Source organism: Pokkaliibacter sp. MBI-7 (genome assembly GCF_029846635.1).
Lineage (GTDB): Bacteria > Pseudomonadota > Gammaproteobacteria > Pseudomonadales > Balneatricaceae > Pokkaliibacter.
The window spans coordinates 1037864-1051239 of the sequence record NZ_JARVTG010000002.1 but is presented as its reverse complement, the minus strand read 5'-3'; the positions used below and the strand labels follow the sequence as shown (position 1 = coordinate 1051239).

Below are 13376 nucleotides of genomic sequence, written 5' to 3'. Positions count from 1 at the left end.
ATCGGAACAGGCTCCCGTGTTGTAGAATGAAGGCATGAACAAGCCTACCTCCCCGAAGTACAAAACAACGAACTGGAAGTCCTACAACGCCGCGCTCAAAGCGCGTGGGGCATTGATGATCTGGCTGGACAGAAACATGACCTGGCACGGAACACCGCGCGGCCAGCGAGGGCGTACGCAGCGCTTCAGCGAGGCGGCCATTCAGTTCTGCCTGACGATCAAAAACCTGTTCGGCCTGGCCCTGCGTCAGGCGGTGGGCATGGTGCAAAGTCTACTCCGCCTGGCGGGACTGAACTGGCCTGCGCCGGACTACAGCACGGTATGCCGACGTCAGAAGTCGCTACAGGTGGTGATTCCTTACCGCCCCAGTACGTCGGGGCTGCATCTCCTGATTGATAGCACAGGGATCAAAATGCTGGGTGAAGGCGAGTGGAAAACGAAAAAACACGGTGCAGACTACCGCCGCCAGTGGCGTAAAGTGCATATAGGTATTGATGCGCAGACGCTGGAAATTCGGGCCATTGAGGTCACCGACAACACCGTGGGTGACGCCCCGATGCTGCCAAAGTTACTGAGTCAGATTCCGGCGGAGGAAAAGATCGCCTCCGTCAGCGGTGATGGTGCCTACGACACCCGAGACTGTCATGAGGCGATCGCTCAGCGAGAGGCGGAAGCGGTGATTCCCACGCGCAGGAATGGGAGGCCGTGGAAGGAGAGCCGAGCGGGAGCGAAGGCCCGTAACGCGATTTTGCGGGTGACGCGTTATCTGGGGCAAGGGCTCTGGAAAAGGTGGAGCGGTTACCATCGGCGTAGTCTGGTAGAAACCAAGATGCGGTGTTTCAAGCGACTGGGTGAGCGGATCATGGCGAAGGATTTCGACCGTCAGGTGGCCGAACTACAGGTGCGAGCCGCCATTCTGAACCGCTTCACGTCGCTTGGAACACCGGTGACGGTACGTATGGCATAAATTCGTCTGGGGAAAGGGGCTTTGTATGCTGAAGCCTATTTATGCAACAAAGCCGCCCTGCATGAAGGTCCGGGATAGATGATGGTAGGGAGCGACCCTTGTCACGGTCGTTGGTCTGAGGTGCTGCGAGATAAGAGGTAGCTCCGCGCCATTCCGCTGAATGAGTGGTAGGCACCTGGCTGGGGTTCCCACCCGGAACGGGGGAAGGGTGAAAATGCGCAGCAATTACGCAAATGCGGACAGTAATAACAGTAGGGGGATAACCGGAAACGGTTCCGGGCAATGTGCCGGTGAGGGCCTGGTGCTGCTCAACCGGCTGCGCATGGGGGCTGTGGCTACTTGATCAGGTTGTGGGCGAGGGCATAGCGCACAATTTCGGTATGGCTGGTAAAGCTCATTTTCTGCATCAATCGGAACTTATGAGTGCTGACCGTTTTGTTGCTGATGCACAGCTCCTCAGCGATCTCATTGACGCTGAGGCCGCGTGCCAGCAGGCAAAAAATATGAAACTCCCGCTTTGACAGGCTGTCGTGCTTGGGGGTATCGATGGCTTCGTCAAAGTCGAAGGCCAGCTTTTCGGCCACGTCAGACTGGATATAGCGTCCGCCCTGAGCTAGCTTGCGAATCCCGGCAATCAGGGTATTGGCATCACAGTCTTTACTGAGATAGCCGCGCGCACCGGCGCGAATGGTGCGGCGGGCGATCTGTGTCTCGTTATGCATGCTGAGTATCAGGATTGGCAGATCAGGGTAGCGTTTGGCGATGGTTTCAATCAGCGGAATGCCACTTAGTCCGGGCATCAATATGTCCAGTGTCAGTATATCTGGCTGCTGCTGTTCCAGAATGGTCAGCAGATGGTCACCGTCGACGGCTTCTGCCATCAGCTCAATATCGTCATACAGTGCCAGCAGTTGTTTCAGTCCCTCACGAACAATCGAGTGGTCATCTGCAATCAACAAGCGAATCTTCATCGATGCCTCTTCTGGTGTTACCAAGGGGAATATGGAGTTCTATATAGGTGCCCTTACTGGGGGCGCTAAACAGATAGAGCTCTCCGCGGATCATGATGGCTCGCTCCTTGATACCCATCAGACCGAAGGATTCTTTGTGCTGACGTTTACTGTCGAATCCACAACCATTGTCACGGATGCCCAGCAGCAGATGAGAGTCGAGCTCGTGCAGCAGGATATGCACCTGACTGGCATTGGCATGGCGAATAATGTTCGTCAGTGATTCCTGCACTATACGAAACACCGCGGTGGCGATGTCTTCAGGCAGATTGACGTCAGCGCAATTCAGCGTCAGGCGGCATTCGCAGTTGCGATTACGTTGTTTGAAGTCTTCTACCAGCCACTCCAGTGCGGCAATAAATCCCATATCCAGCGCGCCGGGGCGCAGGCGTGACACCAGATTGCGGGTAAAGGATATGGTGTGCTGCAGCTGTTTGCGGATACGCCCCAGTTGTTGCATGAAGGCTTCGTCAGATTTGCCGTAGCGCACACTCATGCTCTGAATTTCCATGCTCAGGGCGGTGAGCTGCTGGCCAAGCTCGTCATGTACTTCACGGGCAATATGTTTACGCTCGCCTTCGCGGGTACGTTCGCGATGAGCGACCAGTTCTCGCAGCTGGCTGCGTGAATGCTCCAGATCCTGACGAAAGCGCTTGAGCAGGGTGATGTCGCGACCAATGGCCAGCACGCTGTTGATACGACCATCAGTGCCGCGTTCAGGCACCAGATTGATCAGCGAGCAGGCCGGGCCTTTGCTCGACATCCAGTTCAGTTCAAATTCGAGGCTCTCGCCGCTGCAGATCACTTCCTTGATCTTGTTGTGATACATCAGGCCTTCTTCGCCACCGGGATATTCCAGCGGGGAAGAGTTGATGATGACCCGCGACAGGCCGCCCGACATCTTGATGATCTTGGGGTTGATGTAGATACGGCGGCCATTGAGTTCGTGACGGCAGATTGTGTCGGGGGAGTTCTCCACCAGCGTACGGAATTCCTGTTCGCGCTTTTGCAGCGCCAGCTCGGCATGGCGACGCTGGGAGTAGTCGCGACCAATACACAACACACTGCATACCTGCTGATGGCTGTCGAATTCGGGGATCAGATGGGCTTCATAGCAATATTCCATGCCGTCATCGGTCCAGATGATATCCAGCTCCTGCGCGGTGCCGGAGTTCACAACGTTCTTGATCTTGTCGTACAGCGCCTGATCGTTGTGCTCGATCACTGAGCCTTCCAGTGGTGTCTTGTACAGCACCTCTTCCATCTGGCTGGCATGAGCGATCTTCAGGTAAGCCGGATTGGCGTAGGTTCTGCGACACTCGGTGTCATAACGGATCACCACATCACGCGAATGCTCTACCAGGGCTCTGAATTCCTGTTCCCTGAGCAATTTCTCCATTTCCTGTCGTTTCTTCTCGGTTATATCGCGGGATATACCGGCAATCCGGTACACCTCGCCCTGATCATTAAAGATAGGAACTATGGTGGTGTCGAAGATGCATGCGGTTCCGTTAAGTAGCACATTTTCTTCGTAGTGATAGGGCTGGCCGGTGTCGGTACAGATGAGTTTTTGTGAGTAGCAGCTGGCAACCTTCTCCGGCGGGAGAAAGGTATCGAGATAGCGTCCGACGATCTGCTCGGCGGGTAAACCCAGTCGCTGGGCTGAGATTTTATTGATATCGACAATCAGCAGGCGGCGTTCGGGAGTGATATCGAGCAGATAGAAATCATCAGTCAGGTTATCGAAAACCTGTTTGTACTGTTGCTCGATTCTGAATCGCTGCTGCAGGACATGCTCGGCCCGGCGACGGCGTTCCTCCTGACGGCGTTCGGAAATATCACGGAAGTAACCCACGATCAGGCTTTTACCATTGTGCTCGAAGTAATTGACGATGATCTCGACGGGGACATGGCGCCCGTCCGGCAACGCATGCTCAGACTCAAAGGTGTGGGTCTTGTGAAGCGCCAGATAGTTTTCCAGCTGCAGTAACTGGTTGGGGTCGTAATGAGGGTCGATATCGGCCGGGCTCCAGGTCAGCACGGTTTCCCGGCTTACCCCAAAATGCCGGCAAACCGCTTCGTTGACCAGAATAAACCGATAGCCCTGATCCGGGTCGGTAACGAAAATGGCAGGATCGCGAGTGGACTCGATCAGAGCACGCAGCAGGCTGTTTTCCTGTAGCAGGGTTTCGGCATTGATGTTCGGGAAGACGAGTGCACTAAGGTTTTCCATCGTAAAGACTTGCCCGTTATAAACCTCAGAAAACAGCGTATTAGCACTGCTAATAAAACGGTTAAGTTACTTGATTGACTGGTTTGGCGCCAGAGGCAACGATCTGACGAGGACGCAGGCTGGCAGTGAAGTATGACAATTGGTCGCATGTGCGACAGTTTTTTGCCGAAAGTGGCTGAGGTGACCTTGCCATGAAAGTGCAAACGGCCAGCGTTGATGCTGGCCGTATACAGCGAGGTGCATATAGTCAGAAATTAATGCCTTTGCCACTCTGGGTATTGGCATTATTAGCCTTGTTGGCTGAGTCCACATAGCCATTCGAAATGGCATTTTTGGTGTCGACTACTAACTTCTGTGACTGAGCAATGCTGGCCTGCACGGCTGTCTCGGCAATGGTGCGGTCCATCAGTTCCATTGCTTCAAGATTGGCCTGCAACATGCGCTGATTGCGCTGTTCCAGATCGCGATTAATGCTGTCGAAGTCGTTATTGCCCGTGCCGCCAGTACCGCTATTGCCTTGCGTATTGCCATTACCGCTGGTGTTGCCCTGGGGGGCGGTATTCTGGAACTGGCCCGGGCTGTGGCCAGTCCCTCCGCCTTGCCCGCCATACAGATGGCCATCGTTGAATGCCAGTGGATTACCCTGAGCATCAAAAAGATTGCCGCCGGTTTTACTCCCGTGCCCGCTGTGGGATCCGTTGCCCTGAGCGGTGCGCGGGTCGTCATCTATGGTGATGCTCAGTGTGATTTCCAGTCGTTTTCCACTGCCTGATGCCTGATTCCGGTTATCGCTCACTGGCTGTTGTGGAGGTAAAGAGCCTCCATGGCAGCTGGTTGAAATAGTCATTATTGATCTCCTCTGGTGCTGCGTTCTTCGACGATGTCGTCTGCGGCATATCCGCTGCAACGTGGGTCTGCCGAAGCTGAGTGGGGAGGGGATGAGTCCAGTTCCGGCTATTTTTTGTACTGAGCATCAGTCAATAAAAAGTAAAGAAATTGTCGGAACCGGACGTGGGAGGCCACCACTTAACCAGCGAGACATGCATCAGCGTGTCCGAAAACCAGAACACATTCTTCTGACTAAAAGGTGAAAATTATGAGTTCTTCTCTCGGTGGTCTCGGTGGTCTCGGTGGTGCAGGTCTGCAGGCTTCTCAGGATGCTCTGCAAATGCTGGATAAAACTTCAGCAGAGACCACCAAAATGAACGCAGAAGCGCAGTCTAAGAAAATGAAGACTGACACTATCAACAGCATCATGAACGGCTATGTAGACTCTGCCAACAAAGCTAACAACGCCGCGACACAGAGCGGCAAGGCGATCAACTACTAAGATCGTTTTTGATTCCCAGGGATGGCAGGAGTCCGGTCTGGACGTTTGTGGTGGCTCCTGCCATTCGTGGTTCTGCTCCGGAGATAGTTTCCCGAAGCTCACTGGTCGTGGTTGCTATCTGCCGACTTTCAAGGAGAAAAGTGAATGATTAATGCAACCCTGACCATCAGTATTCCTCTTGATAATGCCGGTGGTTTGCTGCAAAGCGGTGCCAGTAAAGGCGCTACAGCACCACAATCAGGTACACAGAATGGCGGCGGCACCAATGCACTGGTGGACATGCTGGCTGACGCGCTGATGCAGGCGCTGTTTCAGAAAAAAGGCGACGGCGCCACCTTCAATAATCCAGGCAACAATCCTTTGATGGATCTGATTGCCAAATTTATGGATCAGCACAAATCGAACTACGGTAGCCCTCAGAATGCCACTGGAAATGTCAACAACTGGCAGGATGAGATGCATGAAGACAACTATCTGGATAAAAACGAATTACAGGACTTTTCCAAAGGTCTGAAAGATGCGTTGTCCAGTGTGCTGGGCGGTGGCTTGCAGCAGGTACTTGGCGGGGTAGGCAACCTGGTGAGTGGTGTCGGCAATGCTATCAGTGGGCTGGGTGGTATGGCTGGCAGTCTCGCTGGCGGTGCCATGGGTGGTCTGGGTGGCAGCATGATTGGTGGCGCGCTGGGAGATGCGCTGGGTTCGGCTATCGGTGGCACAGTAAGTGGCCTGGGTAGTCAGATTGGCGGCTTGGGAAATAGCCTGGGCGGCGGTTCCGGTGGTCTTGGCGGTTTTGGCGGTACAGGTGGCTTTGGTGGTACCGGTGGCTTCGGCGGTACCAGCGGATTTGGTGGTGCGGGCTTCGGCAGTGCTTCGCCAGTGGGCACGGGTTTTGGTGGCAGTACGCTGGGCAATATGAGTCCTTCTATGCAGTCTGGATTTACCACTGGTGGTAATTTCGCAAGTCATGTCGGTAAGACCGCAGTCGATAGTATCGACTTTGAAAAAACCGGCCACCGTAAGAATGAAGAGAAGGAAAATGGTGGAGATCGCTTCTCCATCAGCAAAGAAGACAAGGACATGGCCAAGGATATTGCCAAGTACATGGATCAGCACCCTGAAAAATACGGCCCTGAGCCCAAAAATGGTGGCTGGGCTGGTCGTATAGAAAAAGGTAAGGACTTCAATCAGGGCGAAATGGATCGCTTCAAGCAGGCTATGGGTGATGTCAAAGGTGTGATGGATGGTAAGAGTACCGGCAACCAGCAATTGGATATGGATGCGATGTTGCTGGCCAACTCACTGGTCAATGAGGCTATGCACAAAGTAGCTGCGTGATCTGGCGATGTGCTGAAGGCGGATGATCACCGGGAGATCGTCCGCCTTTATTCATTGCCGTCGATAGTGTGGGCAGGAGGTGTTTATGTCAGTTAAAGATATTCAGGGGCTTGGTCAGGTCAATATCCCTTCCGCTGCAGAGTCGGGTGAGCAAGGCAAAGTAAAGGCGCCTTCTCAGCAGGACGTGCATTTTTTCAGTGCGGCGATGCAGGCTCCCCAGCAGGATCAGAGCAATACCAATGTAGCTGAGCGTATTGTTGATCAGCTTTCCGGTTCCTCAGAACATTTGCAGGAACTGTCAGACAAGGCTAACAAGGCGTTACGCAAAGCGTCCAAATCTTCCAACCCGGAAGACGTCATTGCCGCCAACCGTTCGTTATCTTCCTTCTATCTGGAAAGTCTGCTGACCACCAAGCTGATCAGCAAAGGTTCGCAGGCAATAGAAAAACTCACCAGTCTGCAGTAAGGCCTCGGCAGGTGAGTGTTAAAGCAGTACTGAGCAGTAGAGCGGGAGAGGGTATGGGGCACTACCTGATGGTGGTTTTACTGACGGGCGTGCTGGCGTTGCTGGCTGGCTGCCAGGAGCAGGTGGAGCTGAACCGCAATCTGACTGAAGCGGATGCCAACGAGGTGATCGCTGAGCTGGCATCGAAGCATATCGAGGCGGACAAAACGATCACCAAGGAAGGTGTCACGGTTATCGTTGATGGGCAGGACATGGCGCGTGCAGTGCGCATTCTGGATGCTGCCGGATTACCGCGTAAGTCCCGCGAAAATATGGGCGAGGTGTTCCGTAAGGAAGGCGTGATTTCCTCTCCGCTGGAGGAGCGTGCACGTTATATCTACGCCCTGTCACAGGAGCTGGAGTCGACGCTGTCGCAGATTGATGGCGTGCTTGTCGCCCGTGTGCATGTGGTGCTGCCTGAGCGGGTCGCGCCGGGAGAGCCTGTACAGCCTGCTTCGGCCGCCGTGTTTATCAAGCATCGGGCTGATCTTGATCCTGATGTTATTCGCCCCCGCGTTGAGCGTCTGGTACGAAGCAGTATTCCCGGTCTTACCGACAAGGAAGACAAACTGGCGGTGGTGTTTGTTCCGGCTGAGGAATATCACGAGCAGCAACGGCTGGTCAGTTTTGGTCCGTTTCTGGTGCCAGTAGAGTCGTTGCGCTTCTGGCAGTGGAGCCTGATCACCGGGGCGTTGTTTTTTCTGCTGATACTTATTGCCCTGTGTTTGTGGCTGAAGCCGGAATGGCGCAATGCCGTGCTGGGGCGCATAGGTCTTGGTGCAACGGTAAAGGCTCCCGGACGATGAGCTGCTTTCCTTCCTGCTATCCTGTAATCCGGTAATCGTTGCATGGCGGCTACTGCTGAGCAGTTGTTGACCTGGTTGCAATTCTGGCAGCAACCCTGGCAACAGATGCATGACTCCTGGGTAGCGGTGTCCATACCGGCCAGCCTTCATGGTCCTGGCAGAGGGCTGGCGCACCCGCTCTGGCAGCATCTGGACGGTACGCAATTACGGCAGATGTTAGACCTTGCTGACGAAGCTCCCTCCATGCCGGGCGACGTGTTGCTGCAATGGGTGGTGTTGTCCCACGAGCAGCGACGGCAGGTGCTCAATCTGGCGGCGGAAGTGGCAGTCCGCCAGTCCGGTGCCCATGGCATATCGCCTTCTGATGTCAGCTGGTGCCGGCATCTGGCCAAGGCACTGATGCCGGGCAACTGGTCGGTAGCCCAGCATCCGCACCTGCCCGGCGAGCAGGTGGGGCTGGCATTACTGCAGCAGTGGATGTCTGTCGCTACCTGGAGCCGGGCACGACTGTGCTTTCCTTGTGAGTGGGTGGAGGCATTGCAGCATCTGGGCCTGGAGCCCGTGCCTGCCAATCGTCTCAATCAGTTATGGCATGCGGTGATGTGGCGAATCGCCAATAGTCAGGCGGAGGAGATTGGCAATGGCGGTTGATCGCCTGCATTGCACGCTTACCTCTATCTCTACCACCTACCTTCAGGAGTGAAAGCCCCGATGTTCGTTAGACGACGGATCTCCCTGCAGGGCGCTGAAGATCTCGCATTACTGCCCGTCATTACTGCCCGGCAGTTACAGCTATGTACTACGGTAGAGCAGATCACTGCGCTTGCCGGGCAGCAGGCTGCATTGTTGCTGGAGCAGGCGGAGCAGCAGGCTGAGAGCCTGTTGAACGAGGCCCGGGCGCAGGCCGATGTGCTGGCAGAGCAGGCTCGGGCACAGGCACAGGAGGAGGTTTGGCAGGAGGCGAACGGATTGCTGCAAAGCTTGCAGCAACAGCGTGATGAATTATGGGACGGGGTAGAGCAGGTTGCCGAACAACTGGTGCAGCGTGCATTGCAGGCGGTACTGGGAGAGATGCCAGCGGAGCTGCGAGGGCAGAGTCTGGTACGCCAGCTGGTGGCTACGCAACGGCAGGTTGTGCCCGCCGTGCTGCGCTGTACCACGGCGCTGCAACCTGTGCTTGAACAGGCGTTGCAGCAGCAGGGGTTGCGTCACTGGCAGCTGGAAGCTGACCCCTTTGTTGCAGATGACAGCGTCATTCTGGAAACTGACGCCGGTGTGTTCCGCTGCTCCTGGTCAGCCATCTGTGAACAACTGAACAGTACGCTGACGTCCCCGGCTGAAGACTATTGATTTTATCTAAGGACGTCAGTGCCATACCTTCGCTGTTAGTCTGGCATGATGCTGCCTGACTTTCCCCGCTTTATCGTCTAATCGCCCTTTACCGCCTCTCTTGATTTGTGCCGGGAACCTTCAGGCATAGCGAACCACCCATAGGTTACTGATTACATGTCAATGGGAGGTTCCTATGTCTTCGGTAGATTCCGTCCGTCATCGCCTCGACACTCAGTTCGAGCGCAGTCAGAAAAACATGGATGACATTGCCACCAATCTGGATGGCGCATCGCTGGATGATATCTATGCCTTTAACTCGGCCATGCGGCAGAACGCCACGGCCAGCTGGGCAGTGAATCAGGAGCTGCAGGTCAAGCACAGTCTGGCCAAAGCGATCATCAACGAGATTCGTTGAGGTGCCTGCCATGCAGGAGACCAGGGAAGGTATCGCCCGCTGGCTGGCAGCGTCAGACCAGCAACTGCGACTGGATATTGATCGTTTCAGCTGTGTCCTGAGTAAGCAGCACGGGGGAGTTGGCTGTGCATTCGAGTTTGGCATGTCCCTGCACGATGCCAGTTTCAACCCCCGCTTGTTGTTGCAGCTGGCGTCCGCGGGTCTTGGACGTTTTATCGGGGCTCTGGCACTGAATCCGGACGATGGGCAGTGTGTTCTGGTGAAGTGGGTTGCCTGCCAAGGCGAATCCGCTCAGCAGGACAGTGCCGAGGTGCTGAGTGTAGTGGAACAGCTCGCCAATCAGGCCGAGGTGTGGAATGACATGCTGACCAGCCATCAGTCACGTCATCGAAGCCGTCGCAACCAGAGTGTTGTGTCGCGTAGCTCCAGTGTCCTGCCCCTTTCTTTGTCTCAGCAGTTACGAGGCTTCCGTTAAACAAAAACAACTACAAGCAGCACCTGCGGCTGAGTCGGTATCGACTTGGTTGAGCTTTCTCTACCCTGCGGGAACGATGAACAGTGCGAATAACATGAGGGTGTTATGCGTCGAATTACCATGATTCTGGCTTTGCTCGGCCTGCTGTACGGCGGTTCATTGTATGCAGCGGTTCCAGCTGCCTGGAAAACCACCGCCTTTGCCTATGATGCGCAGAATACGCCGCTGGAGCTGGCACTATCAGACTTTGCCCGTACCTTTGGGGTCAAGCTGGATATGGGGAATGTTTCTGGCACGGTGGATGGAAAACTACGTGCGAACAATGCTGAGGAGTATCTGGACAGGCTGGCACTGGAGCATCAGTTCCTGTGGTTTGTCTATAACGGCACGCTGTACGTCAGCCCGCAGGATGAGCAGACTTCGATCAGCCTTGATGTATCGGAAGATGCGGTCTCTGATCTCAAGGACGCACTGACCCATGTGGGTTTGCTGGATGAGCGCTTTGGCTGGGGTGAGCTGCCCGACGAAGGGGTGGTGATCGTTTCTGGCCCTCAGCAGTATGTAGAGTTCGTCAAGGAGCTCAGCAAGAAGAAAAAGAAAGGCGACGACAAACTGGAGGTCATGGTCTTCCCGCTGAAATATGCCTTGGCCGATGACCGCTCCATCAAGTATCGCGGGCAGTCCATCGTGGTACCCGGCGTGGCGTCCATGCTCAGTGGCCTGCTGGAGAAAAAGGGTGGCAATGAAGTCCCGCTGGGCTTCAATACCGCCGACATGACCATGCAGAGCAGCCTCAATGCACTGGATGCCATGCAGGAGCAGGCCACCACCCGTATTCAGAATGGTGTCGACAACCGCAGCCTGACGCAGGAAGAAATCAACCAGAAACTGCAGAACAATCGCAAGAAAGGCGGTTCAAAAGTCAGTGCCGATATTCGTAATAACGCGGTGCTGATTCAGGATGATCCGGAAAAGGAGCCGATGTATCAGGCGCTGATCGACAAGCTGGATCAGCCGCGCAGCGTAATCGAGATCGATGCCATCATTCTGGATATTGATCGCAGTAAAGTCGCAGAGCTGGGCATTAACTGGCGAATCGGCAGTGGCAGCACAGAAGCGACGTTCAATGCCTCCGGCGTAGACCCTTTTATTGCCAGTGGTTCTTCCGCCACGGTCCTGATTCAGGATTTCGGCCACTTCTTCACACAGATTCGTGCGCTGGAAAGCAAAGGCGATGCGTCACTGATTGCCAATCCGTCGATTCTGACCATCGAGAACCAGCCAGCCGTTATTGATTTCAACGATACCGCTTATATCACCGCCATCGGTGAGCGGGTGGCCAATATCACCCCCGTCACCGCGGGCACCAGCCTGCAGGTGATACCACGCTCCATCGGTGATGGCCCGCAGCGACTGATTCAGCTGTCACTGGATATTGAAGACGGCAGTATTGAGCAGTCAGATGGCAGCACCACGCCCAGCGTCAATCGCGGCACCATCAGCACTCAGGCGGTGATTCGTGCTGAGCGCTCACTGGTAGTGGGCGGTTTTAATGTCGAGCAAAGCCAGAACCAGAACAGCAAGATTCCGCTGCTGGGCGATCTGCCGGGGGTGGGTGGTCTGTTCAAGTACAAAAGTACCAGCCATTCCAACCGCGAGCGGCTGTTTATCATCACGCCGCGTCTGGTCGGTACGGAGGTCAATCCGATCAAGTATGTCTCCGATGAGAATCGTCACGAAGTGGATCAGGCGCTGCGTAAACAGAAGGAGCGCAGCAGCAGTGCGCAGCATCATGTCACCCGTGGCGAGGTGGAGGATGCCCTGAGTGCCTTTGCTGACCATTACGTGCCCAAGGGTTTTCAGGCTGCGCCGCCTGTCGCGGTCTATGGCCCGGAGCAGATTTGTCATGCGGAAAATATGCTGTTCCTCAAGGACAAAGTGCAGTGGTACGCCAATGACCGCTTTGCTGTGGTGATCGGAGCGGTGCGCAATAACAGTGCTGAGAGCCGTCGATTTGATGAGGCCAGTTGTGACAGCCGGGAGACGCTGGCTGTTGCCATATTGCCAGGCGCAGCACTGAAGCCCTGGCAGCAGGCGGAGGTCATGGTGGCGGTCAGAATTCCTGATCCTGCTCGTCTGCAACGGCCTTCCCTGATTGAGCCCGCGGCATCATCTAACCAGTCCATCACACCTTGAGGAGCACATTATGCGCTTATTCATTCTAATCGCTGTGGTGCTGGGGTTGGCCGGGTGTGTGGCTGCAGGCAATAAGGCATGCACCACAGACAGTTGCTCACGCCCGCTGTCTACGCCGGAAAAACTGGTGATCTGGTGGTCGCCGTCCATGCGTGACGGTCTGCCTCAGGATCAGGACACCACCTCCCATTCGTTCACCAATTAATGGCTGTATATCGGGCGAACGGGAGTCTGTTCCTTTCTTTGAGGGCGGTAGCAGCCTTCTTTCGCGGCCTTGCCCGGACAAGCTATCGCCATATTGAGGGAGTAATGGATGCTAAATAACACTGCGTTGGAGCAGCTATTACAGCAGGCCATGATCGGTCGCTCCATGTCCGTGCCTCTTGCCATGGGGATGACCCTGGCCTATCGGGAAGACCAGCAGAGGCGAGGGCTTGAGCTGGCAGTGTCACGGGCGGAGCAGAGCCCGAAACTGCTCAGAGCGATGCTGGAAAGGCGCTTCCGTGATATGGCCGTTTATGAAAACTGTTTTCCCTGCACTAATGACAAGGGTGACTGGCTGGTGTGGTTTCCCTTGCCGACTACTGATCAGGGCAGCCAGTACAGTCAGCTGGCTCAGGGCGCAGAGCAGTTGCTGGCGCTGGTTGGGCTGGATTCTTTGCGGTAATGACAAAGGTGCGTAACGGCAGGCTGGAGAGGCAGGTGGTAACCGGCCTCCTCATTGACTCAGTCTTGCGATGGGGTAGATAGCGCAGATGCGTTGTGCAGACCG

The 13376-nt window shown here is 55.2% G+C and carries 15 protein-coding genes; 12 read left to right on the top strand and 3 right to left on the bottom strand.

Annotation, left to right across the window (positions count from 1 at the left end; genetic code table 11):
- Window positions 1–34: 34 nt before the first annotated feature.
- Entirely contained in the window at window positions 35–967 is a 933-nt protein-coding gene (locus QCD60_RS24495) for an IS5 family transposase (protein WP_279781211.1), read from the top strand.
- Window positions 968–1302: 335 nt separating this feature from the next.
- Here QCD60_RS24495 and QCD60_RS24490 read toward each other — a convergent pair whose 3' ends face one another.
- The 3 genes from QCD60_RS24490 to QCD60_RS24480 all read right to left on the bottom strand — a co-directional run bounded on the left by QCD60_RS24490 (window position 1303) and on the right by QCD60_RS24480 (window position 5057).
- The gene (locus QCD60_RS24490; RefSeq protein WP_279789350.1) at window positions 1303–1938 is read right to left on the bottom strand and encodes a response regulator transcription factor; all 636 of its coding nucleotides are present in this window, start codon (window positions 1936–1938) and stop codon (window positions 1303–1305) included.
- Complete coding sequence (locus tag QCD60_RS24485; protein ID WP_279789348.1) at window positions 1910–4210, bottom strand: PAS domain S-box protein; 2301 nt, start codon at window positions 4208–4210, stop codon at window positions 1910–1912. The genes QCD60_RS24490 and QCD60_RS24485 overlap by 29 nt, the downstream gene beginning before the upstream one ends.
- A gap of 247 nt (window positions 4211–4457) precedes the next feature.
- Window positions 4458–5057: a hypothetical protein gene (locus QCD60_RS24480; protein ID WP_279789346.1), complete on the bottom strand. Its 600-nt coding sequence runs from the start codon at window positions 5055–5057 to the stop codon at window positions 4458–4460.
- 249 nt (window positions 5058–5306) lie between these two features.
- Between QCD60_RS24480 and QCD60_RS24475 the strand changes: the two genes are divergently transcribed.
- The 11 genes from QCD60_RS24475 to QCD60_RS24425 all read left to right on the top strand — a co-directional run bounded on the left by QCD60_RS24475 (window position 5307) and on the right by QCD60_RS24425 (window position 13271).
- Window positions 5307–5540 (top strand): hypothetical protein, encoded by a 234-nt coding sequence (locus QCD60_RS24475; RefSeq protein ID WP_279789344.1) that lies wholly within the window; start codon window positions 5307–5309, stop codon window positions 5538–5540.
- 144 nt (window positions 5541–5684) lie between these two features.
- On the top strand, window positions 5685–6875 hold the full coding sequence (locus QCD60_RS24470; RefSeq protein WP_279789342.1) for a hypothetical protein: 1191 nt from the start codon (window positions 5685–5687) through the stop codon (window positions 6873–6875).
- An 85-nt stretch (window positions 6876–6960) separates the two neighbouring features.
- Window positions 6961–7341, top strand: coding sequence for a type III secretion system inner rod subunit SctI (gene sctI / locus QCD60_RS24465; protein ID WP_279789340.1), 381 nt, complete (start codon window positions 6961–6963; stop codon window positions 7339–7341).
- A 53-nt stretch (window positions 7342–7394) separates the two neighbouring features.
- On the top strand, window positions 7395–8186 hold the full coding sequence (gene sctJ / locus QCD60_RS24460; RefSeq protein ID WP_279789339.1) for a type III secretion inner membrane ring lipoprotein SctJ: 792 nt from the start codon (window positions 7395–7397) through the stop codon (window positions 8184–8186).
- Window positions 8187–8228: 42 nt separating this feature from the next.
- Window positions 8229–8837 carry a hypothetical protein gene (locus QCD60_RS24455; RefSeq protein ID WP_279789337.1) on the top strand — a complete coding sequence of 203 codons (609 nt, stop codon included), beginning with the start codon at window positions 8229–8231 and terminating at the stop codon, window positions 8835–8837.
- A gap of 60 nt (window positions 8838–8897) precedes the next feature.
- Window positions 8898–9536, top strand: coding sequence for a type III secretion system stator protein SctL (gene sctL / locus QCD60_RS24450; protein ID WP_279789335.1), 639 nt, complete (start codon window positions 8898–8900; stop codon window positions 9534–9536).
- Between the two features lie 175 nt (window positions 9537–9711).
- The gene (locus QCD60_RS24445) at window positions 9712–9933 is read left to right on the top strand and encodes a serine kinase (protein ID WP_104153981.1); all 222 of its coding nucleotides are present in this window, start codon (window positions 9712–9714) and stop codon (window positions 9931–9933) included.
- A 10-nt stretch (window positions 9934–9943) separates the two neighbouring features.
- Window positions 9944–10408 (top strand): hypothetical protein, encoded by a 465-nt coding sequence (locus QCD60_RS24440; RefSeq protein ID WP_279789331.1) that lies wholly within the window; start codon window positions 9944–9946, stop codon window positions 10406–10408.
- Between the two features lie 105 nt (window positions 10409–10513).
- A complete protein-coding gene (gene sctC / locus QCD60_RS24435) occupies window positions 10514–12604 on the top strand; it encodes a type III secretion system outer membrane ring subunit SctC (RefSeq protein ID WP_279789330.1) in 2091 nt (696 codons plus the stop codon).
- Window positions 12605–12614: 10 nt separating this feature from the next.
- Entirely contained in the window at window positions 12615–12809 is a 195-nt protein-coding gene (gene hrpT / locus QCD60_RS24430) for an HrpT family type III secretion system protein (RefSeq protein ID WP_104153978.1), read from the top strand.
- A 108-nt stretch (window positions 12810–12917) separates the two neighbouring features.
- Complete coding sequence (locus QCD60_RS24425; protein ID WP_279789327.1) at window positions 12918–13271, top strand: hypothetical protein; 354 nt, start codon at window positions 12918–12920, stop codon at window positions 13269–13271.
- Window positions 13272–13376 lie beyond the last annotated feature (105 nt).